This is a genomic window from Sinorhizobium mexicanum (assembly GCF_013488225.1).
Taxonomy (GTDB): Bacteria; Pseudomonadota; Alphaproteobacteria; order Rhizobiales; family Rhizobiaceae; genus Sinorhizobium; species Sinorhizobium mexicanum.
This window is the reverse complement of record NZ_CP041238.1, coordinates 4,189,713-4,212,111: the sequence shown is the minus strand read 5'-3', so window position 1 is coordinate 4,212,111 and position 22,399 is coordinate 4,189,713. Positions and strand designations below refer to the sequence as shown.

The 22,399-nt window shown below is 62.0% G+C and carries 19 protein-coding genes and 1 riboswitch; of the genes, 13 read left to right on the top strand and 6 right to left on the bottom strand.

Annotated elements, in window-relative coordinates; all coding sequences use genetic code 11:
• Positions 1-241: 241 nt before the first annotated feature.
• From mtgA to rpmF, 3 genes are all read left to right on the top strand, one after another.
• The gene (gene mtgA, locus FKV68_RS19825) at positions 242-943 is read left to right on the top strand and encodes a monofunctional biosynthetic peptidoglycan transglycosylase (RefSeq protein ID WP_245181685.1); all 702 of its coding nucleotides are present in this window, start codon (positions 242-244) and stop codon (positions 941-943) included.
• Between the two features lie 76 nt (positions 944-1,019).
• Positions 1,020-1,667 carry a glutathione S-transferase family protein gene (locus tag FKV68_RS19820; RefSeq protein ID WP_180939461.1) on the top strand — a complete coding sequence of 216 codons (648 nt, stop codon included), beginning with the start codon at positions 1,020-1,022 and terminating at the stop codon, positions 1,665-1,667.
• Between the two features lie 138 nt (positions 1,668-1,805).
• On the top strand, positions 1,806-1,991 hold the full coding sequence (rpmF, locus tag FKV68_RS19815; RefSeq protein ID WP_003535764.1) for a 50S ribosomal protein L32: 186 nt from the start codon (positions 1,806-1,808) through the stop codon (positions 1,989-1,991).
• Between the two features lie 189 nt (positions 1,992-2,180).
• Here rpmF and phaR read toward each other — a convergent pair whose 3' ends face one another.
• A complete protein-coding gene (gene phaR, locus FKV68_RS19810; RefSeq protein WP_180939460.1) occupies positions 2,181-2,759 on the bottom strand; it encodes a polyhydroxyalkanoate synthesis repressor PhaR in 579 nt (192 codons plus the stop codon).
• A 224-nt stretch (positions 2,760-2,983) separates the two neighbouring features.
• On the opposite strand from phaR, the gene FKV68_RS19805 reads away from it, so the two are divergent.
• From FKV68_RS19805 to FKV68_RS19775, 7 genes are all read left to right on the top strand, one after another.
• On the top strand, positions 2,984-4,165 hold the full coding sequence (locus FKV68_RS19805; protein ID WP_180939459.1) for an acetyl-CoA C-acetyltransferase: 1,182 nt from the start codon (positions 2,984-2,986) through the stop codon (positions 4,163-4,165).
• 178 nt (positions 4,166-4,343) lie between these two features.
• Positions 4,344-5,069 carry a beta-ketoacyl-ACP reductase gene (gene phbB / locus FKV68_RS19800; RefSeq protein ID WP_180939458.1) on the top strand — a complete coding sequence of 242 codons (726 nt, stop codon included), beginning with the start codon at positions 4,344-4,346 and terminating at the stop codon, positions 5,067-5,069.
• Between the two features lie 708 nt (positions 5,070-5,777).
• Entirely contained in the window at positions 5,778-8,756 is a 2,979-nt protein-coding gene (locus FKV68_RS19795; RefSeq protein ID WP_180941581.1) for a helicase-related protein, read from the top strand.
• 7 nt (positions 8,757-8,763) lie between these two features.
• Positions 8,764-9,177, top strand: coding sequence for an RNA-binding S4 domain-containing protein (locus FKV68_RS19790; RefSeq protein ID WP_180939457.1), 414 nt, complete (start codon positions 8,764-8,766; stop codon positions 9,175-9,177).
• 298 nt (positions 9,178-9,475) lie between these two features.
• A complete protein-coding gene (fdxA, locus tag FKV68_RS19785; protein WP_180939456.1) occupies positions 9,476-9,814 on the top strand; it encodes a ferredoxin FdxA in 339 nt (112 codons plus the stop codon).
• Positions 9,815-10,224: 410 nt separating this feature from the next.
• Complete coding sequence (locus FKV68_RS19780; RefSeq protein ID WP_180939455.1) at positions 10,225-10,794, top strand: CarD family transcriptional regulator; 570 nt, start codon at positions 10,225-10,227, stop codon at positions 10,792-10,794.
• A gap of 447 nt (positions 10,795-11,241) precedes the next feature.
• Positions 11,242-12,108, top strand: a complete 867-nt coding sequence (locus tag FKV68_RS19775; protein WP_180939454.1) for an RNA polymerase factor sigma-32 — start codon at positions 11,242-11,244, stop codon at positions 12,106-12,108.
• Between the two features lie 139 nt (positions 12,109-12,247).
• Here FKV68_RS19775 and ampC read toward each other — a convergent pair whose 3' ends face one another.
• The 5 genes from ampC to thiB all read right to left on the bottom strand — a co-directional run bounded on the left by ampC (position 12,248) and on the right by thiB (position 18,872).
• Complete coding sequence (gene ampC, locus FKV68_RS19770; protein WP_180939453.1) at positions 12,248-13,438, bottom strand: class C beta-lactamase; 1,191 nt, start codon at positions 13,436-13,438, stop codon at positions 12,248-12,250.
• 177 nt (positions 13,439-13,615) lie between these two features.
• Entirely contained in the window at positions 13,616-15,061 is a 1,446-nt protein-coding gene (locus tag FKV68_RS19765) for a M48 family metalloprotease (RefSeq protein ID WP_483414538.1), read from the bottom strand.
• Positions 15,062-15,491: 430 nt separating this feature from the next.
• Positions 15,492-16,220, bottom strand: a complete 729-nt coding sequence (gene thiQ, locus FKV68_RS19760; RefSeq protein WP_180939451.1) for a thiamine ABC transporter ATP-binding protein — start codon at positions 16,218-16,220, stop codon at positions 15,492-15,494.
• Positions 16,217-17,845 carry a thiamine/thiamine pyrophosphate ABC transporter permease ThiP gene (gene thiP / locus FKV68_RS19755; protein WP_269808443.1) on the bottom strand — a complete coding sequence of 543 codons (1,629 nt, stop codon included), beginning with the start codon at positions 17,843-17,845 and terminating at the stop codon, positions 16,217-16,219. Before thiP ends, thiQ begins: the two co-directional genes overlap by 4 nt.
• A gap of 7 nt (positions 17,846-17,852) precedes the next feature.
• A complete protein-coding gene (gene thiB, locus FKV68_RS19750; RefSeq protein ID WP_180939449.1) occupies positions 17,853-18,872 on the bottom strand; it encodes a thiamine ABC transporter substrate binding subunit in 1,020 nt (339 codons plus the stop codon).
• 51 nt (positions 18,873-18,923) lie between these two features.
• Positions 18,924-19,039, bottom strand: a riboswitch (TPP riboswitch).
• A gap of 181 nt (positions 19,040-19,220) precedes the next feature.
• Here thiB and FKV68_RS19745 point away from each other — a divergent pair.
• The 3 genes from FKV68_RS19745 to FKV68_RS19735 all read left to right on the top strand — a co-directional run bounded on the left by FKV68_RS19745 (position 19,221) and on the right by FKV68_RS19735 (position 22,284).
• On the top strand, positions 19,221-19,706 hold the full coding sequence (locus FKV68_RS19745) for a GNAT family N-acetyltransferase (protein WP_180939448.1): 486 nt from the start codon (positions 19,221-19,223) through the stop codon (positions 19,704-19,706).
• Positions 19,707-19,793: 87 nt separating this feature from the next.
• Positions 19,794-20,444, top strand: a complete 651-nt coding sequence (locus FKV68_RS19740; RefSeq protein WP_180939447.1) for a thiamine diphosphokinase — start codon at positions 19,794-19,796, stop codon at positions 20,442-20,444.
• 4 nt (positions 20,445-20,448) lie between these two features.
• Positions 20,449-22,284 (top strand): ABC-F family ATP-binding cassette domain-containing protein, encoded by a 1,836-nt coding sequence (locus FKV68_RS19735; protein ID WP_180939446.1) that lies wholly within the window; start codon positions 20,449-20,451, stop codon positions 22,282-22,284.
• Positions 22,285-22,399 lie beyond the last annotated feature (115 nt).

Genomic DNA, 22,399 nt, shown 5'->3' with positions numbered 1-22,399 from the left:
GGGCCTGCATGATTCCTTAAATCGAAATCGATTTAAGGACAAAATCATGCAGCACCTCAAAGCGCGTCCGATTAGACGCGGGGCGCTGTAGTGCTTTACGTGGGATGAGCGTGTAACCATCTTGCCTTTTACAAGAAACGCCATTCAACTTTGCTCGCCCATGAAATAAGAGAGGCGGATGGACAAAGAGGTGGACAGTCAGAGCGTGGACGTCGTCACGAAAGCATTGGAGGAGGGCCAGATGTCCGCCAATCGCTGGTCTTCCGCATGGCGGGCGAGGCTTCGTCGCCTCTTTCTTGCCGTCCTTGCTCTCCTCGTGCTCCCCTATGTACTCATCGTCTTCTACGCCCTGGATTTCGTCCGCCCGATCTCGACGCTGATGCTGCGCGACCTCGTGCTGTTGCGCGGCTTTGACCGGCAGTGGGTGGAGTTCGACGACATCGCGCCTGTGCTCGTCCAGTCGGTGATGATGTCGGAGGACGGCCAGTTCTGCTCGCATGCCGGTATCGACTGGAACCAGATGCGCGGCGTCGTCGAAGATGCGCTCGACGGTGAACAGACGCGGGGAGCAAGCACGATCCCGATGCAGACGGTCAAGAACCTGTTTCTCTGGAACGGTCGTTCCTTTGTCCGCAAGGCGATGGAACTGCCGCTTGCGATCGTCGCCGATTTCGTCTGGAGCAAGCGCCGGATGATGGAAATCTACCTGAACGTCGCCGAGTGGGGAGAAGGCATCTACGGTATCGAGGCCGCCGCGCAGCACCACTTCGGCGTTTCGGCCGCCAAACTATCGCGCCGCCAGGCTGCCCTGCTCGCCGTATCGCTGCCGAATCCGATCGACCGCAACGCCGGCAAGCCAGGGCGGGGCCTGAGGCGGCTTGCATCGCTCATCGAGCGCCGCGCCAGCCGCTCCGGCGGTTACATCACATGCCTTTATGATTAAGATGACAGCAATTCATTGGCCTCGCTGTCGCTGATGTGGCAAGCCTGCCGCCTGAAAGCAGGTGGGAGACACGCGCATGACGAAGCTCGTCCTTTATATTGGCAACAAGAACTATTCCTCCTGGTCGCTTCGACCCTGGCTGGCGCTTGAAGCCTGCGGAGTTCCGTTCGAGGATGTCGTTATTCCCTTCGATTTCCCCGCTGGAAATCCGCGCTTCCGCGAGATCTCGCCGACAGGACGCGTGCCGGTGCTCCATCATGGCGATGCCCGTATCTGGGAATCGCTGGCGATCATCGAATATGTGGCGGAGCTTTACCCCGAGGCCGGAGTCTGGCCGGAAAACCGCGAGGACCGGGCCCGCGCCCGCAGCTATTCGATGGAGATGCTGTCAGGTTTTCGGGCGCTGCGCGGCGCCTGCCCGATGAACATTCGCCGGCCCCGTAAGGCGATCGCGCTGCCGGACGATGTCCAGGCCGACGTCGCCCGCATCGAAGAAATCTGGCGGGAATCGATCGCCCGCTCGGGCGGACCGTTTCTCTTCGGCCGTTTTACGGCGGCGGATGCGATGTTCGCCCCGGTTGTCAACCGTTTTGATGTCTACGAACTGGTGACAGATCCCGCCACGCTCGCCTATATGGATGCCGTCAAGGGGCACCCGGCCTTCCGCAAATGGGAGGAAGCGGCAAGGGCCGAACCGTGGATCGTGCCGGAAGACGAAGCGTGACTCGAAAAATTGTAGGCGGGGACTGGTCAAACTGCGGTTGGCCATGTATAAGCGCGCGAAATTTCCGAGATCGACATCTGTTTGACCCGGCCATTTTCGGCTGCTGAACAGTGTTTTGCCCGATAAGTGGAGAATGAAATGGCTGTACCGAAAAGAAAAACGAGCCCGTCCAAGCGTGGCATGCGCCGTTCCGCTGACGCCCTCAAGGCTCCGACCTACATTGAAGACAAGAATTCCGGCGAACTGCGTCGTCCGCACCACATCGACCTGAAGACCGGCATGTACCGCGGTCGCCAGGTGCTGACGCCGAAGGAAAACGCATAAGCGTTACCGTTCGCGGATGAAGTTTGAGGGTCGGCTCTGCCGGCCCTTTTTCATTTGGTGTGCATCTCTGCCGTTGGCGCGCGAAACCGTAGGAAAGCATCGGCTTTCCACCGGCATCCCCGGTGTTACTTTTCTGGGATTGCTCCCGCGCCCGATTTTGTGTCGGCAGTTCGATAGAGGGAGCTGGGTTTAGCCGAGATTGTCGAGCTTCGTCTGCAAGGCGCGCAACTGTTCCTTGAGCTCGTCGATGTCTTTGGCCTCTGCCTTCTTCGTTTCCTTGGCCGGGGGCGCGGCCATGAAGGGTGAGAACATCTGCATGGCCTGATGGAACATTTCGGTGTTGCGCCGCACCTGCTCCTCGACCAGTTGCAGCGGCACCTGCAGGTTCTTGCCAAGCGGCGTGTCGCCGAACGCCTTGTTGATCTGCTCGCGCATCTGCGACTGCTGTTCGGTGAAGGCCTGCATCGAATGTTCGAGATAGCTCGGCACGACCATCTGCATCTGGTCGCCGTAGAAGGAGATCAGCTGGCGCAGAAAGGAAATCGGCAAGAGCGTGTTGCCGGTCTTCGATTCCTGCTCGAAAATAATCTGCGTCAACACGGAGTGGGTGATGTCTTCGCCGGACTTCGCGTCCTGTACCACGAACTCTTCACCCTTCTTTACCATCACTGCCAGGTCGTCGAGGGTCACGTAAGTGCTGGTGCCGGTATTGTAGAGGCGCCGGTTCGCATATTTCTTGATAACGATCTGGCCTTCATTCTTCGCCATCAGGGTCTCCTCTTACCCATCGTCCCGTCTTTATTGTGTTTTTTAGAGTATCCGCAAAATCGAGGCTCTGACAATCTATTTGTGCAATGCGGCGACGCACCTGCGAAATATGGTAACCGCGCGAATCGTGAAGCTTTTGCGGCAGTGCATCAAGGCGTTTGACTTGCGCTCACGGCTTTGCCAGTCTGGCTAAATCAGGCAAACGAAATATGAGGAAACGTCCCATGAGCAATCCCTCCGTCGTGATCGCCAGCGCGGCTCGCACCGCCGTCGGATCCTTTAACGGTGCCTTCGGCAACACTCCTGCGCACGAGTTGGGCGCGGGCGCCATCAAGGCGGTGCTCGAGCGCGCGGGCGTCGACGCGCGAGAGGTGGACGAGGTGATCCTCGGTCAGGTTCTTTCCGCCGGTGAAGGGCAGAACCCGGCCCGTCAGGCAGCGATGAAGGCTGGCATCCCGCAGGAAAAGACCGCCTGGGGCATGAACCAGCTTTGCGGTTCGGGCCTGCGCGCCGTGGCGCTCGGCATGCAGCAGATCGTGGCCGGCGATGCGGATATCATCGTGGCCGGCGGCATGGAATCGATGTCGATGGCGCCGCATTGCGCGCACCTTCGCGGCGGCGTGAAGATGGGCGACTTCAAGATGATCGACACGATGATCAAGGACGGCCTGACCGACGCCTTCTACGGGTATCACATGGGCATCACCGCCGAGAACGTCGCGCGCAAGTGGCAGCTTACCCGTGAGGAGCAGGATGAATTCGCGCTGGCTTCGCAGAACAAGGCCGAAGCCGCACAGAAGGCCGGCCGTTTCGCCGACGAGATCGTGCCTTTCATCGTCAAGACCCGCAAGGGCGACGTGACCGTCGACCAGGACGAATATATCCGCCACGGCGCCACGCTCGATTCCATGGCGAAGCTCCGCCCCGCCTTCGACAAGGAAGGAACGGTCACTGCCGGCAACGCGTCCGGGCTCAATGACGGTGCCGCCGCGACGCTGCTGATGACCGAGGCGGAAGCCGGCAGGCGCGGCATCCAGCCGCTTGCCCGCATCGTTTCCTGGGCGACGGCCGGCGTCGATCCGCAGATCATGGGGACGGGGCCGATCCCGGCCTCGCGCAAGGCGCTGGAGAAGGCCGGTTGGTCCGTCGGCGACGTCGGGCTCGTGGAGGCCAACGAAGCCTTCGCGGCACAGGCCTGCGCCGTCAACAAGGACCTCGGATGGGATCCGTCGATCGTCAACGTCAATGGCGGCGCGATCGCGATCGGCCATCCGATCGGCGCTTCCGGTGCTCGCGTTCTCAACACGCTGCTCTTCGAGATGAAGCGCCGCGGCGTTTCCAAGGGTCTTGCCACCCTGTGCATCGGCGGCGGCATGGGTGTCGCCATGTGCGTCGAGCGCCTGTAAGCCGGCCGCAATCCTATGCAGCAGGCCGGCCGAACAGTTTTCCGGTGCATTCGCCGGTCCGCTGGCCTGCTGTTCCTATGTGACATCCGCGAAATTGATCGAGCACATGTGGCCCGCTTATGTCGGGTCACATGCGGATTAACCATGCAAAATTGAAACCAACTTGTGGGAGGCGAGCATGAGCAGGGTAGCGTTGGTTACGGGTGGATCCCGCGGCATCGGTGCAGCCATTTCGGCGGCTCTGAAGGCGGCAGGCTACAAGGTGGCCGCAAACTATGCCGGCAATGACGAGAAGGCTCAGGCCTTCAAGCAGGAAACCGGCATCCCGGTCTACAAGTGGGATGTCTCCAACTATCAGGCCTGCGCCGAGGGCATTGCCAAAGTGGAGGCCGATCTCGGGCCGGTCGACATTCTCGTCAACAATGCGGGCATCACCCGTGACGCGATGTTTCACAAGATGACGCCCGAACAATGGGGCGAAGTGATCAGCACCAATCTGACCGGCCTCTTCAACATGACGCATCCGCTCTGGTCGGGCATGCGTGACCGCGGCTTCGGGCGCGTCATCAACATCTCCTCGATCAACGGTCAGAAGGGGCAGATGGGCCAGGCGAATTATTCCGCGGCGAAGGCGGGCGATCTCGGCTTCACAAAGGCGCTCGCCCAGGAAGGGGCGGCAAAAGGCGTCACCGTCAACGCGATCTGCCCGGGTTATATCGGCACCGAGATGGTCAGGGCCGTGCCGGAGAAGGTGCTCAACGAACGGATCATTCCGCAGATTCCCGTCGGGCGCCTCGGTGAACCGGAAGAAATCGCGCGCTGCGTCGTGTTCCTGGCATCGGACGATGCCGGCTTCATCACTGGTTCGACAATTTCGGCAAATGGTGGCCAATTTTTCTCCTGACCTCCTGACCCGCCCGAGGTCAGATAATGCCATCTCTCGCGGCGCCTTCCGGGGCGCCGCTTTTGTTTGCGGCAGCGGAATTCACTGGGCTCGATGCAATGGTTAACGATGCTGCCTTGCGGTGCACCGATTGCGAAAATCGACCCTTGGTTCTATTGATCTGCGTTCACCAAGGACACTATATGTTGTGGTGAACAAAACGAGAAAATGGTTGTGTCAGCGATTCGTCGCCGATTCGTTCCGGCTTTGATCGAGAAGTTAACACGGCGATTCTTATTTCTTGATTCGCCGCGCCCAAAACGAATCTGAGTTAAAATTTTCTAAACTTTCCAGAGTCTTGGATTCCGAATCCTTGATGACGATTAACGCTCTGGAAGGGAAAGTTAACGGCACCGACGGCATTCGTTTGCGCGATGTTCCGGCAGATTCAGCATATGGTGCGACTCTTGCTACGGTAATCTAGATATAGCCGTGAACATACAGTGAATCGAGGCGAGTCAGCGATTCGTCGCTGATTCGTTCCACCGCTGTTCCGAGTGTTAATGCCGGAGGCACGAAATCTGGCGCGGGGAGAAGGTCGAAAGCGGTTTTAATTGCCCGCGCCCCTTGCGTTTGGCCCGCAGCGTGGGCATGTGTTGCCCGCCGGCCAAGCGAAAGCAGGCCGGCGCGTTGAGAATGCCCAGGATCGATGAAGTGTCCTTTCAATCCATGATCCTGAGTGGTCGCGGCGTGACCGCGGTGCTCGGGCCAACCAACACCGGCAAGACCCACTATGCGATCGAGCGCATGGTTGCGCACGACAGTGGCGTCATCGGCCTGCCGCTGCGTCTGCTTGCGCGCGAGGTCTATACACGTCTGGTCGAAAAGGTGGGCCACCATAACGTCGCGCTGATCACGGGCGAGGAGAAGATCACACCTCATCGCGCGCGCTATTCGGTCTGCACCGTCGAAGCCATGCCGCGCGAGACGACGGCATCCTTCGTCGCGATCGACGAGGTGCAGCTTGCCGCCGATCTGGAGCGTGGCCACATCTTTACCGACAGGCTGCTGCATCTGCGCGGCCGCGGCGAGACGCTGCTGCTCGGTGCGGCGACGATGCGACCGATACTCCAACAGCTCCTGCCGGGCATCACGATCATCGAGCGGCCGCGCCTGTCGCAGCTTCTCTATGCAGGATCGAAGAAGATCACCCGACTGCCGCATCGTTCCGCAATCGTCGCTTTCTCGGCCGACGAGGTCTATGCTATCGCCGAACTCATCCGGCGACAGCGCGGCGGCGCGGCAGTCGTGCTCGGGGCGTTGTCGCCGCGCACCCGCAATGCCCAGGTCGCGCTCTACCAAGAGGGTGACGTCGAATACCTCGTGGCGACCGATGCCATCGGCATGGGCCTCAATCTCGACGTCGATCACGTCGCCTTCGCGCAGGACCGCAAGTTCGACGGCTACCAGTACCGCAATCTCAACCCGGCAGAGCTTGCGCAAATCGCGGGGCGCGCGGGCCGGCATGTGCGGGACGGAACGTTCGGCGTCACCGGGCGTGTCGATCCCTTCGACAATGAACTGGTGCACCGCATCGAGTCGCACGAATTCGATCCGGTCAAAGTCCTGCAGTGGCGCTCGAAGGCGGTCGACTATTCTTCGTTGAAGGCGCTCAAGAAAAGTCTCGAGGCGGCGCCGGCCGTTGCCGGTCTGACGCGCGCCCTTCCGGCCGTCGACCAGCAGGCGCTGGAGCACCTGACGCGCTATCCCGAAGTCGTGGACGTCGCCACGACGGCCGAGCGGGTCGAGACGCTTTGGGAGGCCTGCGCCCTGCCTGACTACCGGCGCATAACGCCGGCGCAGCATGCGGATCTGATTTCGACGATCTACGCCGATCTCGTTCGCGAGGGCGCCGTCAACGAAGACTTCATGGCCGAGCAGGTCCGCCGCGCGGATCACACCGATGGCGAGATTGACACACTTTCGGCGCGAATTGCGCAGATCAGGACTTGGACCTATGTGTCAAATCGGCCCGGATGGCTTGCCGATCCGACACACTGGCAAGAAAAGACGCGGGAAATTGAAGATCGATTGTCCGACGCGCTACATGAAAGGTTGACGAAACGCTTTGTTGATCGCAGGACATCTGTGCTCATGAAGCGCCTGAGAGAGAATGCGATGCTGGAAGCTGAAATCAGTGTGAATGGTGATGTCTTCGTCGAAGGGCACCACGTAGGCCAATTAACCGGTTTCCGGTTCACTTTGGCGGCCGGTGGCGGCGGGTCGGATGCGAAGGCCGTGCAGGGCGCCGCCCTGAAGGCGCTCGCGCTGGAATTCGAGGCGCGCGCCGCCCGCCTGCATGCGGCCGGCAATAGTGATCTGGCGCTTTCGTCGGACGGCCTCGTGCGCTGGCTCGGCGATCCCGTGGCGCGGCTTGCCGCGAGCGATCACGTCATGCGTCCCCGCGTCATCCTGCTCGCCGACGAGCAGCTCCAGGCCAATGCCCGCGAGCATGTGCTCGCCCGGATCGAACGGTTCGTGAACCACCATATCGGCACGATATTGAAGCCGCTTGACGATATTTCGCGTGCGGAGGACCTGGAAGGCCTCGCCAAAGGTCTGGCTTTCCAGCTCGTCGAGAATCTCGGCGTGCTCTTCCGCCGCGACGTTGCCGAGGAGGTGAAGTCGCTCGACCAGGACGGTCGCGCGTCTATCCGCAAATACGGCGTTCGCTTCGGTGCCTATCACATCTTCCTGCCGGCTCTCTTGAAGCCGGCGCCGGCGGAGCTCATCACGCTGCTCTGGGCGTTGAAGAACGACGGCCTCGACAAGCCCGGCTATGGCGAGCTGATCCCGATGCTTGCCGCCGGCCGTACCTCTGTCGTCACCGACCCGTCGTTCGAGCGGACATTCTACAAGCTCGCGGGTTTCCGTTTCCTCGGCAAGCGGGCGGTACGGATCGACATCCTCGAGCGGCTCGCGGACCTCATTCGTCCGCTGCTGCAGTGGAAGCCGGGCGCCGAGCCGCGTCCGGACGGCGCATATGACGGCCGCCGCTTCATGGCGACCACCGCGATGCTGTCCATTCTCGGCGCAACGCCCGACGACATGGAGGAAATCCTGAAGGGGCTCGGCTATCGCGCCGACAGCGTGACCGCCGAGGACGCGGCCGCGTTCCTCGCAAGCCAGAGCGCAGAGACGACCTCGGCGGAGGCACCGGTCGAAAATGCCGTGGCCGAGAACGTCGATGCGGAAGCCGAGAGCGAGCCGGTCGGCGTGACGCAGGCGGAGGCGCCCGCAGCCGAAGCGACCAGCGACGCGCCGGCTGAAGCAAGCCCGGTACCGGTAGAAGCAAGCCCGGCAGAAGAGCCTGTCGAAGCCAAGCCCGTTCTCCTTTGGCGTCCTGGCACGCGCCAGGAAAACCAGCGCCAGGGTGGCCGCCACCAGGGCGATCAACGGCGTGGCCAGCGGCATGGCCAGGGTGAAGGCCGGGAGGGCGGCCGCAAGGGCGGAGCGCCCATGCGCGGCAAGGCACAGGAGAGCAGGCCGGGTGGCGGCCAGCGCAAGGATCGGCCCGATCGCCACGATCGGGGCGGAAAGCCGGGCGGTCCGAAGTTCGAGGGGCGCCCGCCCCGCAAGGAAAAGCCACTGGATCCGGATTCGCCCTTCGCGAAACTTGCCGCTCTCAAGGAGCAGCTGAAAAAGTAGGAAGGCAATGGAGAAACAGCCAGCGTCCGCGCCCGCATCTCGTCAGCGGCTCGACAAGTGGCTGTTCTTCGCGCGGCTGATCAAATCGCGCTCGCTCGCCCAGAAGGCGATCGAGGCCGGTCATGTCGCGGTCAATGGCGTGCGGGTGACGCAATCCTCCGCTCAGGTAAAGACCGGCGATACGCTCGAATTGTCACTGGAGCGACGGGATCTCGTCGTTCGCGTGCTCTTGGCCGGTGTGCGGCGCGGGCCTTATGAGGAGGCCCGCCTGCTTTACGAGGACCTGACCCCGCCAACCTCCTCCCAGAGGCTGACGGCGTTCGAACAGGCAACGCGTGAACGGGGTGCCGGGCGCCCGACGAAGCGGGAACGGCGCGACACCGATCGACTCAAATCCGGCTTCGATGAGGAGGACGATTGAGAAGCGAGCGGCGGTTTCCGGGCTGCCTCGCCCCATGAAAACCAGTCAAATCCGCGATTTTGGATCGAAGCGATCGAAAATCATTCCGCTCTAGAAAACTCTGCCCGCTTCCCGGCCAACGGCGCATGGATTATTCTTGCAAAGGGCACTCAAAGCCGTTACCTGACAAGCCACGTTGAATGGCATTCGGGTCTGCTTCGGCAGCTATGCGCGTCGGACATTCCTAGCATGCACGGACGGTGGGGATCACCGTTGATTGCCGTCTGCCATCACATGTGAGCATTGGCTGGAGTACCTCATGACGTATGTCGTGACCGACAATTGCATACGCTGCAAGTATACGGACTGCGTGGAAGTCTGCCCGGTGGACTGCTTCTATGAAGGCGAGAATTTCCTCGTCATTCATCCCGACGAGTGCATCGATTGCGGGGTGTGCGAGCCGGAATGTCCCGCCGAGGCGATCAAGCCGGATACCGAGCCGGGCCTCGATATGTGGCTGAAATTGAACGCTGATTTTGCGGCGAAGTGGCCGAATATCACGGTGAAGCGGGATCCTTTGCCGGAGGCCAAGGAAATGGACGGCGTCGAGGGAAAATACGAGAAGTATTTCTCTGCCGAGCCGGGTCAGGGCGATTGACGCAATCGTCGGCGCTTGGTTCGCCGACGCTGACGAACGGATACAAAAGCGAGGGCCGAAATCTGGGGAAATCCGGCCTCAGCCTCACAATTGTTTGCGTGGCAGCTTGATCGCTGCCATGCAGCAAATTATTGATTTGCGCACTTTTTTGTGATAGCTTCCTATTACTGATCCACCGAGGGTGTTTTTGCGCGCCCGAAAACCATCACGAAAGCAAACGATCTCCACGGCGCGGCTCTTCCCAAATACGCAACGTTCCGTTGCCTGTGACCGCGATTATGAGGCGTTTGCGTTCCGTTGGACGGACCAGGATTGACCCCACCCGGCGGTATCCCCGTCTATCCCGGGCCCGACCGACCCGGCCCCGGCCTTTAAGAGGCCGGGTGCGCAATAGGGAGTTTTTGAAACGAATGACGACCCAGCAGAAAAAATCTTCAACGCGCCAAGGCTTCAAGACCGGTGAATCGATCGTGTATCCGGCTCATGGTGTTGGCCAGATCGTTGCGATTGAGGAGCAGGAAGTCGCTGGCATGAAGCTCGAGCTTTTTGTCATCGATTTCGAGAAGGACAAAATGCGTCTCAAGGTGCCGGTGGCGAAAGCCGTCAGCATCGGCATGCGCAAGCTGTCCGAAACCGATTTCGTCGATCGTGCGCTGAAGGTGGTGCAGGGCAAGGCACGCGTGAAGCGGACCATGTGGTCCCGCCGTGCCCAGGAATACGATGCCAAGATCAATTCGGGCGACCTCATCTCCATCGCGGAAGTGGTGCGCGATCTCTATCGCGCAGAAAACCAGCCCGAGCAGTCCTATTCCGAACGCCAGCTCTATGAGGCCGCTCTTGATCGCATGGCGCGCGAAATCGCTGCCGTCAACAAGATGTCGGAAACGGAGGCGGTACGCCTCGTCGAAGCCAACCTGAACAAGGGGCCGAAGCGCGGCAAGGCCATCGACGAAGACGACGCCCAGGACGAGGCCGCTTAAGCCTCAGGCTATACGACCCGGAAGTCACGACCCAAGAGCCCGGCCCTCGCGCCGGGCTTTTTCTTTGTCCGCTACTGCGGTTCCTTAAATCAAAGTGCTCCAGTGTCCTTTGCGCGTCTTACAAGACGGGCGGCGCTATAGGCTCAGGCGCTGAGCAAAGGCTTATTGCACGAGCGATCGTTCGGAAATCATCGCAAGTGGCGGAACTTTTTGCCCTGGCACGCGTTAGGTATGGCCGGTACGAAGGTGTTCGCCTTTGCTGCCCGGACGATCTTGGTTCTGTGATCTTTCACCGTTTCAGGTTCGTATCTTCGATTTAGGGCGCTGCACCGGTTCTTCAAGTACGATCCTGGCGCTCGCCGTTCCTGTTGCCGGATGCTCCGACAAGCGTTTGGCCCTTCGTGTTCAATCGTTAACGGCGCCCCGGCGCCAGCTACGGAGCGACCGATGAAGACCCTTACTGCCGACAGGCGCATGATCAAGATTGCCATGGATGCGCCGTATCTCGAGCGCGACGAGGAGCATGCCCTGGCGCAGGCCTGGAGGGACAACAACGATCAGGAGGCGCGCAACAAGATCGCCATGGCGCATATGCGCCTGGTGATCGCCATGGCGGCCAAATTCCGCAGCTTCGGGTTGCCGATGAGCGATCTCGTCCAGGAGGGGCATGTCGGCCTGCTGGAGGCGGCGGCGCGTTTCGAGCCAAGTCGGGACGTTCGCTTCTCCACCTATGCCACCTGGTGGATCCGCGCGTCGATGCAGGACTATGTCCTGCGAAACTGGTCGATCGTGCGCGGGGGAACAAGCTCGGCGCAAAAGGCGCTGTTCTTCAACCTGAGGAGATTACGGGCGCGTCTTGCCCAAGGCGACCGGCAACTGACCTCGCAGGCGATGCATGAGGAAATTGCCGCGGCGCTGGGCGTCAGCCTCGCCGACGTGCAGACGATGGACGCGCGCCTGTCCGGAAGCGACGCATCGCTACAGGCCCCTGTCGGCCACGGAGACTCGGACGGCGGCGAGCGGCTCGACTTCCTTGCGAGCGAGGCGCCGCTGCCTGACGAACAGGTCAGCGACATGATCGACGGCGAACGTGCTCGCCGCTGGCTTCATATCGCGCTCGGGGAGTTGAGCGAGCGTGAGATGAAGATCATCCGCGCGCGGCGTTTGTCGGAAGACGGCGCGACGCTGGAGGAGTTGGGCGTCGACCTCGGCATCTCGAAGGAGCGCGTCAGGCAGATCGAGACCCGCGCGCTGGAAAAGCTGCGCGTCGCGCTCGCCGCCAAAGCGCCGGCATTGGCTTCCGGCATGCACTGAACGCAATGCGGAATCGACTGCAGAAATCTGGAGCGCCGTGCGTTCAAATGACCGCATAAAGAACGCTCTCGTACCTTCATTCCAGAGCATCGTATCCGCTTTCAGCGAATCCACGTGAAAGCGGATGGGCTGGCGAAGTCTAGCGTGTACTCGCCGTTCCGAACTCACCGTCCAAGGTCGCCAAGATTCGATAGCCGACCTTTACCCGAGCCGGAATAGGGTAATTCCTGTTGGCCAACACAACGACGCCGATGCCTTTCGCGGGGACAAAGGCGGCATAGGCGCCGAAGCCGTTTGTCGAGCCGGTCTTGTTGATCAGCACGTCGTCTCGTGGTGGCAGTCGCGGCGCAAGCTTGGCCACCTTGTTTGGCTTGAAGCTTAGCTCAGCCGAGTTTCCAGCCAGCAGTTGCTCGAGATCGGTCGGATAGGCATACATCTCCCACCCGAGTCCCTGTGTCATGTCGCCCACCTTGTAATGGCCGACATGCGTTGCGGCGATCGCCCGCTGGAGCGTTTCGTCGAGCTTCGATGCGTCAATATTTGCCTCGACGAAACGAAGCAGATCGGCCGCAGTCGTCTTCACGCCGTAGGCCTCCGAATCCAGAACACCCGGGTTCATCCGGATAGGGTTACCCTCCTTCGCGTGGCCATAGGCGTAATCGCGCATGCGATCCTCAGGAACTCGGATATAGGTCTGCGTCAGGCCGAGCTCCGGGAAGAGCTTCTTTTCCATCAGATCGTCGAACGGCTCGCCCATGCTTTCGGCGGCCAGGTATCCGAACAGCCCGATACTGGGGTTCGAGTAGATCCGATACGCGCCGGGTTCGTAGCTCGGACGCCAGCTTCTGAAATAGCTGATCGCCTCCTCCTGGTGCGCGACGGAATCCGGGAACTGCAGGGGTAAGCCTCCGGCCGTATAGGTGCCGAGTTGGAGCAGGGTGATCCTATCGAAACTGCTTCCGGCGAGCGCTGGCAGATATTTGCTGGCGTGGTCGGAAAGCGAGAAGGCCCCGCGCACTTCGGCGTAGGAGGCAAGGGTCGCTGCGAACGTCTTGCTGATCGAGCCGATCTCGAAGAGCGTCCCGTCGGTGACTTCTTGCCGACCCTCCTTCGAGGCAACGCCATAGTTATAGACGTATCTCTTTCCCTGAACCGTGACAGCGACAGCCATCCCGGGAATGTTGTATTGCTCCATCAAGGGGCGGATCGCTTCGTTCACGACGCGTTCGAGCGCACCTTGATCATCGCTGGCGGCCGCGTGGGTCCATGGATTAAAGAAGAGGGATGCGGCCGCGAAAATTTTGAACGCTGTCAGGCGAATGTTTCTCATTGAACACAAGCCCTGGTGGCTGTGACAATCGATAGCCCCCTACAGCGCCGCGCGTCTAATCGGACGCGCAAAGGACGGACGCTGTAGCACTTTGAATCGCTGCATGTTTTATCCCTAATCGGCGAGATTAAGGAAACATTGCAGCACTCTGGCCACGAAGAAAAGCAATCCGCCACTCTATTCGGAAATGATCTTCACCTTGTCGCCGGGTTTGACGGTGGAGGTGATCTGCATCGCGTTGATCAGGCGGAAGAGATCGAGTTTGCGGTCCGTTCCCATCATCCGGGCGGCGAGCGTCGCCATCGTGTCGCCGGACCTGACCGTTACCACGCGAATGCGTAGCGGTTTCAGCGACTGAACCTCGCCCTGCGTCATGCGGCGGAACGAGCCGCGCAATTGGCTCGCGGTGCTTTCGAGCGCGTTCGATCCTTTGGGGACGGCGGTCAGGAAACGATAGATGCGGTTGTCGATGCGGATCACGGTGACGTCGAAATCCCAGCGATCGGCCGACGCCCGCGCCGTTGCTGCTTCGAGGCCATTGACGGAGATCGGATGAATCGTATCCGGCTGCAAGCCGGTGACCCAGCCGCTGGCGATGTAATCGGTGAGACTGCGCTGCGCTGTGTCGGCTACGCCGTCGAAACGGATCGCGATGTCACCCGGGCCGGTCGCGAGCACCGCCTCGGCCTTGTTGTCGATCTGGAAGCCGACGGGCACGTCGAAGCGAATGCCGAGCTGGCCGTGCAGGAATGTCTGGCCGCGGACATAACCCTCCTGCGGGCTGTCGCCATAGAGGATGCCGTCGATGCCGGCCAGATAGTAATCGCGCCCGCGGTCGCCGATCGAGCTTTCGACGCCGAAGGCACGCGCGTGGCGGCGCGCCAGTTCGACGCGCTGCGGCGCGTTGGGGTGGCTCGACAGGAAGTCGAGGCTCTGGTCGGCTTCCGGGTCGACCGCGGTGAAGCGGGCGTAGGCCGCCATCGAATCAAGAAAACGGGCGGCGGCATAGGGGTCGTATCCTGCCTCGCCGAGCATGCGCACGCCGATCACGTCGGCCTGAAGCTCCTGATTGCGCGAGAAGGCGGCGAGCCGCAGCTTGCCGCGGGCAAGCGCCTGTTTCCCAGCGAGATTGGAGGAAAGCACTTCGGAGACGACCCGGCTCGCGATCACCTCGGCCTCTTCACGCTGCTGGCGCTCGATGCCGTGGTTTGCGGTGACGTGTGCCATTTCGTGCGAGAGAACGGCAGCGACCTCGGAGGCATCGTTGGCAAGCGCCAGGAGACCGCGCGTGACGTAGAGATAGCCGCCGGGAAGCGCAAAGGCGTTGATCGCCGGTGAATTGAGAATGGTGATGCGATAGGACTGCTGCGGATTTTCCGAAACCGCCGTCAGCGCGCCGGTGATGCGCGCCACCAGTCGCTCCGTCTTGGCGTCCTTGTATTCGCCGCCGTAGCTCGCGACGATCCGCGGGTGTTCGCGCGCGCCGAGCTGCGCGCGCGGATCGTTCTTCTGCACTTCCTCGACGATCTGCGGATTTGACGACGGCGAGACGGTCGGCTCGTAGGTCTGTTCAATTACCGATTGGCAGGCAGACAGGAGCGCAGTCGCCAGGAATGCAACCATTAATCGTGCATTCTTGCCGCCGCGTCGCGTCGGAATCCGGCCATCGATGACTGTATGCCTAACCATGCCTCAGCCCGTTCCCCTCCGCCGGCGCGTGCCACAACTAGAGCGCCGACGTCGAAAAAATTCTACTTTTTCAGCCGGATACAGTGTCCCAGCCTGGGTGTTTCAGCCATCATCGTGCTGTAGCGATTTCAGCGCCGTCTGCATAGCTGATCACGGTAGAAATAGTTGCCCCGTGGTATCACAGCAACGGATGCGCGAACATCGCGCCAACCGTCGGATATCCCGCGCGTCGCACAACGCGGCGGTCAAATTGTGGCGAACAGCAATCTGGCGAAAAATTCTCTCCTGCGCCGTGCATGTTTTAAGATGCGCAAGGGCCGCCGGAGCGCTTTGAATCGCTGCGGTGGCCGGCCGACGGCAAACCTCATTCGCGGCCGAGGAAGCGGTTGATCGCCGTGATGTCGCGCCGTTCGACAAAACGATCGACAGGGTCGTGAGCGATGATACGCCCCCGGTCGAGGAAAAGCACCTTGTCGGCGAGCAGTCTCACGTCATCGGGATGATGCGTGATCATCAGGATCGTATTGCCTTCCTCGTCGTGGAGATCGCGCAAAAGCTCGCGCATTTCCGCTCTCATGCCCGGGTCGAGAGCGGCAAAGGGTTCGTCAAGCAGGAGCAGCGGACGGTGGCGGACGAGCGCGCGGGCAAGTGCCACGCGCTGACGTTCGCCGCCGGAAAGCGTCGGCGGCAACCTCCCGCCGAAGCCGTCGAGGCCGACACGCTTGAGTGCATCGGCCACTTTGGCGCGGTCGACGGCGGACAGGTGCAGCGCCGGGTTGATGCCGAGGCCGACATTCGTCGCGGCGTCGAGATGGGCAAAGAGGTTGTGCTCCTGGAAGATCACCGATACCGGGCGTTCGGCCGGCAGACGGCCAGCCATGTCTTTGCCGAGAATATGGACCGCGCCCTGCTCCGGCTCTTCAAAGCCGGCGATCACGTTGAACAGTGTCGATTTCCCCGACCCCGAGGCACCGACGACCGCGACGATCTGCCCGGGCGGAATCGCGCAGTCGAACGCGAGCGTCATCGTTTCGAAACGGACTTCGACATCCTGGAGCGAAAGCGCCGTGGAAACGGAGGCTGGCGAATTCATGCGTCTCTTCCTTCGCGCGCGCCGTCCTCTCCCGCCGTGCCGAGCACGGTGAGGACCAGGCAGATGAGGCCGAGCAGCAATGCAAGTCCCGCAGCATCAGCGGTGCGGTAGCTTCCCATGCGGCTGTAGAGCAGCCAGGGCAAGGTCGTCATGTCCTGCGACCCGAACAGGGCCACCGCCCCAAGGTCGCCGAGGGACAGGGCCATGGCGAAAGAGAAGGCCATGAGCAAGGGTCTTCGCAGCGGTGGCCAGTCGATCCATCGCAGGCGATGAAAGCCCGCGATGCCGAGGCTCGCCGCTAGCCGATCCGTGCGTGCCGCATGGGTGGCCATTGCCGGAGCGAGCACGCGATAGACGAAGGGAAGCGCCATCAGCGCGTTGATGGCGATGACGACGGCCGGCGCAAGACGCGCGACATCGCCGAAGGGGCGCAACAGCAGGAACCAGCCTGCGCCGAGGACGACCGGCGGCACCAGCAGGACGAAGGAGGTGCTCGCGCTGATCATGCCGGTAAACCCCCGGGCGGCGGCTCCCGCCTGTCGTCGCATCAAGGTAACCTGCTGCGCGCGGATCATCACGGCGGTCGCCCCAACGGATATCGCGGCTGAAAGAAGGGCAATCACGCCGCTGGTGGCGAATGCACGGTGGACGGCAGCATCGCGGGCGAGCCTCGGCAAGTCCGCCTGCACGCCGGAACAGGCGATCGCGGCGAACGGCAGCCCGACGAAAACGAGCGCAAGGACGAGCCAGAGCCCGTCGGCGAGTCGTGACTGTCCGCTCATGCCGTCGAACCGCTTCATTGCTTTGCCGGTTGTCTCGCTCTCCGGCGGTGGTGGCGCCAGCACCTTCAGAACGAGAAGCAGCGCGCCCGTCAGGGCGATCTGAAGGGCGGAAAGGGCGATCGCGCGCGGCGGGTCGAAATCGAAGCGCAGCGCCTGGTAGATCGCCACTTCGATCGTGCTTGCTGCAGGTCCCCCGCCGAGCGTCAGCACGATCGTGAAACTGGTGGCGCAGAGCATGAAGATGAGGCCGGCGATGCCCGGCAACAGCCCGCGGATCGCCGGCCACTCGATGAAGCGGAAGATTGCGCTCGACGGCATGCCGAGATTGGCGGTGGTACGCCAGTATTCGCCCGGAATCCGTTCGATCCCCGCAAGCATCAACCGCGCCGCGAGCGGCATGTTGAAGAAGACGTGGCCGAGAAGAATGCCGAAAAGACCATAGATGCTGATCGGGTCGTTGAGTCCGGTCGCGGCGAGGACAGTATTGAGAAAGCCCTGCCGGCCCCAGATCTGAATGAGGCCGAGCGCTGCGACGAGCGCGGGTAGACCGAGTGGCAGCGCCATCAACCTAAGCAACCAGATGCGGCCGGAAAATTTTGCCTGCCGGGCGAGCGCACGCGCCACCGGGATCGCGAAGAGCACGGAGAGGATCGTCGAGAGGCATGCCTGAAGCAGCGTGAAGCGGGTGACGCGCCAGACATAGGCGTCGAAGGGCGCGCCGGCATAGCCGCCGCCCGACTGGGCGAGGAGGGCGACCACGGCTAGGCCGACGAACAGCAGAATGCCGCCGAGGCTGAAGGCCCCGGCGGCAATCGTCATTCGTCTTTCGGCCGCACCGGACAAGCCTGCCTCAGTTCTTGCTCATGGCCGTCAGCCATTCGTCGATCCAGGCCTTGCGGTTGGCGGCGACCTCCTCGGAAGACATCAGGAATGTCTTTTCCGGCTTGACGAGCTTGCCGAAGGCGTCCGGCAGGGGTTCCCTGGTTGCCGAAACCGGCATCATCCAGTTGGTCGTCGGAATGATCGACTGGAATTCCGGGCCGGTCATGAAGGCCAGAAACTCCTTGGCGAGTTCCGGCTCCTTGGCGTTCTTCGTCACGCCGGCCACTTCGATCTGGATATAGTGGCCCTCGGCGAAGGGTGCGGCCTGATAGCGTTCGGTGTTTTCCGCCACCATGTGGTAGGCGGGCGAGGTGGTGTAGGACAGCACCATCGGCGCTTCGCCCTTGGTGAAGAGGCCGTAGGCTTCCGACCAGCCGGGGGTCACGGTCAGCACCCGGTCCTTGAGCTTGGACCAGGCAGCGGCCGCCTCGTCCCCATAGACCGATTTCATCCAGAGCAGCAGCCCGAGGCCCGGCGTGGAGGTGCGCGGATCTTCGATGACGATCTTTTGTGAAGGATCGCCGTCGACCAGTTCCTTCAGGCTCTTCGGCGGCGTCTTCAGGGTTTCGGTATCGTAGATCACGGCGAAATGGCCGTAGTCATAGGGAACAAAAGTGTCGTCGGAGAAGCCGCCCGGGACCTTCAAGGCTGCGGTGTCGAGACCGTGCGGGGCGAAGAAGCCCGTCGCCTTGGCTTCGGCGACGAGGTTGGTGTCGAGGCCGAGCACGATGTCCGCCTTCGATTGCTCGCCTTCGAGCTTCAGCCGCGTCAGAAGCTCGACTCCGTCGGCGACGCCGACATAATTGACGTCACAGTTGCAGGTTTTCTCGAAGGCCTCGGCGACCTTTGCGCCAGGGCCCCATTCGCTGATGAAACTCTCATAGGTGTAGATCGTCAGCGTCTTCTCGGCGGCACTGGCGCCGAACGGCAAAGCCGCGGCGATCGTCGTAATCGCCAGCCGGCGAAGCAACTTGGTGTAAATGGACATGACGGGCACCTCTCTCCCTGTTGGTGATGTTGCGGGAAAAGGAGGCGCATCGGTCCGATCGCTTCTAATCCCTCCGCCGGTATGAGCCGGATCAGGTTCCGCGGGTTGGCTTGGGCCTCTCAGCCTTGGTTCCATGAAGCGAACCGAAGGCACCCCGTTAGAGCAGCAAAGATTTAGCTTTCGGCGGCAGGTCTGGCAAGCCGAGTTTCGGCGGAAACGTTTGCCGTCCAAGCCATCTGCGCTATTAGACCAAACACTTGTCGGCGGCGTTTGTTCGCCTGCAGCAGCAATTCAAAGTGCTACAACGTCCTTTGCGCGCAAAGGACGTTGTAGTGGGGGAGGGTTCTCATGCCAGACATGCTCGTTCGTCTCTACGCCTTGCCTGAAAGGCGTGCTTCCCGGCTCGGTCCTGGCGTCAGCATTCGCCGGGCGATGGCTGCGGAACGCAGGATCGTGATCGCCTGGATCGAAGAACGGTTCGGCGCCGGTTGGGTCGGCGAGGCCGAGGCCGCCTTCTCCTCAACCCCGGCGCGGATCCATGTCGCCGTTCACGAGAACCGGATCGTCGGCTTCGCCTGCCATGACGTGACCGCGCTTGGCTTCTTCGGGCCGACAGGCGTCGATGAAGCGATGCGTGGCCAGGGGATCGGCGAGGCACTGCTTATCGAAAGCCTGATGGCGATGCGCGCCGCCGGTTACGGCTACGCCGTTATCGGCGGTGTCGGTCCTGTCGATTTTTACGCCCGCGCGGTCGGCGCGGTGGAGATACCGGATTCGACGCCGGGCATCTATGCGGGCATGCTTTTTCCCGATGAAGACCCGTCCGGAACCTGATCCGCGCAAATTGCGTTGGCGAAACGGCGGCCGGAAACTGCTTTCGGCCTTTTCCTTGCTTGCCGCTTTGCGCTATGGGCTTCTGCCATGACTGGATCACCCTTCACCATCCTTCTCGGGGGCGCGCTCACCCGCACCGAGCGACTTGCGAGCCAACTTTCCGGCAGTCGCTTCATCGCGGCCGACGGCGGCATGCGCCATGCGAAGGCGCTTGGTATTGTTCCCGAGCTCTGGGTCGGCGACTTCGATTCGACCGACGACGCCTTGCTGGCCGCGTTCGCCGCGGTGCCGCGCGAGAGCTATCCAGCCGCCAAGAGCGCGACCGACGGCGAAATCGGCGTCGAGGCGGCGCTTGCGCGGGGTGCGACGTCGCTGATCTTCGTCGGTGCCCTCGGCGGCACCAGAAGCGACCATGCCTTCCTGCATCTGCTGCGCGCCGTGGCGATCGCCGAAGAGGGGTTGCCGGTGCTGATGACCTCCGGCGAGGAGGAAGCCTATCCCTTGCTGGAGGGCTCGGAGGAGATCGACCTTCCCAAAGGCAGCCTCTTCTCGATTCTTGGCCTCAGCGCACTTTCCGGCCTTTCCATCGAAAATGCGCGTTATCCGCTCGACGATTTCGCGCTGCCCTTCGGTTCGTCGCGGACCATTTCCAACGTTGCGGAGGGGCCGGTCCGCTTTTCCTTGAAATCCGGCCGGGCGGTCATTGTCGCCCGACCCTATGATCTTTCCGGAGCCTGAAGCCTTGGCGCCACCGATTCTGAAGCTTGATGACATTTTCCTGACCTTCGGCGGCACGCCGCTGCTTGCCGGCGCCAACCTGCAGGTCGAGCCCGGCGACCGCATCTGCCTCGTGGGCCGCAACGGCTCGGGCAAGTCGACGCTGATGAAGATGGCTGCGGGCCTCGTCGAGCCGCAATCGGGTGAAATCTTCCGCCATCCCTCGGCGACGGTGCGCTACCTGCACCAGGCGCCGGATTTCGAAGGCTTCGACACGGTCCAGGCCTATGCGGAAGCGGGGCTCGGCCCAAGCGATGATCCCTATCGCGTCGCCTATCTGCTGCAGCATCTGGGGCTGACGGGGCAAGAGGATCCGCGGCGGCTTTCGGGCGGCGAGGCGCGGCGCGCCGCACTTGCCCGGGTGCTGGCGCCGGAGCCCGATATCCTGCTCCTCGACGAGCCGACCAACCATCTCGATCTTCCGACGATCGAATGGCTGGAGGACGAACTCGTCCGCAGCCGCTCGGCGCTGGTGCTCATCTCGCATGACCGGCGCTTCCTCGAAAAGGTTTCGACGGCGACCGTCTGGCTCGACCGCGGCCAGTCGCGCCGGCTCGATCGCGGCTTCGCCCATTTCGAGGCATGGCGCGACGAGGTGCTCGAGGCCGAGGAACTGGAGCAGCACAAGCTCGGCAAGGCGATCGAACGCGAGGAGCACTGGCTGCGCTACGGCGTGACCGCCAGGCGCAAGCGCAACATGCGCCGTCTCGGCGAGCTGCAGGACATGCGGGCGCGCTATCGCGGCCACAAGGGACCGCAGGGCACGGTGCAGGCAACGGCCGCCGACGCCAGGGAGTCCGGCAAGCTCGTCATCGAGGCGGAGAAGATCACCAAGGCCTATGACGATCGTACGATCGTCGCGCCCTTCTCGATCCGCGTGCACCGCGGCGACCGGATCGGTCTTGTCGGCCCGAACGGCGCCGGCAAGACGACGCTGCTCAAGCTTCTGACCGGCCAGATCGAGCCGGACTCCGGAAGTGTCAAGCTCGGAACCAATCTCGAGATGGCGACGCTCGACCAGAAGCGGGATGAGCTCAGCATCGACGACACTCTGGCGCATTACCTGACAGACGGGCGCGGCGAGACCCTGCTCGTCAATGGTGAGCAGCGGCATGTCACCGGCTACATGAAGGATTTCCTCTTCCAGCCGGAGCAGGCCCGCACCCCTATCCGCGAGCTTTCAGGCGGCGAGCGTGCGCGGCTGATGTTGGCGCGCATCCTGGCGCGCGCCACCAATCTGCTGATCCTCGACGAGCCGACCAACGACCTCGATATCGAAACGCTCGACCTTTTGCAGGAGATCGTTGCAGGCTTTGCAGGCACCGTAATCCTCGTCAGCCACGATCGCGACTTTCTCGACCGGACCGTGACCTCGACCATCGCGCCGGCCAATCCGGAGGCGCCGGACGGCCGCTGGATCGAATATGCCGGCGGCTACTCCGACATGATGGCGCAGCGCAAGGGCGCGATCGAGGACAGGCGGAAGGTCGAGAAGGCCGAGAAGGCCGAGAAGGCCAAATCGACCGACGCTCCGGCGGCTGCATCCGAGGCGCCGAAGGCCAAGGGCAAGCTTTCCTACAAACAGAAGTTCGCGCTGGAAAACCTGCCGAAGGAGATTGCCAAGGCCGAAGCCGAGATCGCCAGGCGCGAAGAGAGGATGGCCGATCCCAACCTGTTTTCGAAGGATCCGACCAGCTTTGCCAAAATCGCCACCGAACTGGAAAAGCTGAAGGGTGGGCTCGCGCGGATGGAAGAGGAATGGCTGGAGCTGGAGATGCTGCGCGAAGAGCTCGAAGGCTAAGGTCTCCCGGATCACGAGAGCGGGCGCGTCTCCGCCTTGTAGAAGAGGCTTGATTGAGTCCTCAGGACAGCCGTTTGCTCATCGCCCCACATTGAACACGTTCTAGGAATATGAT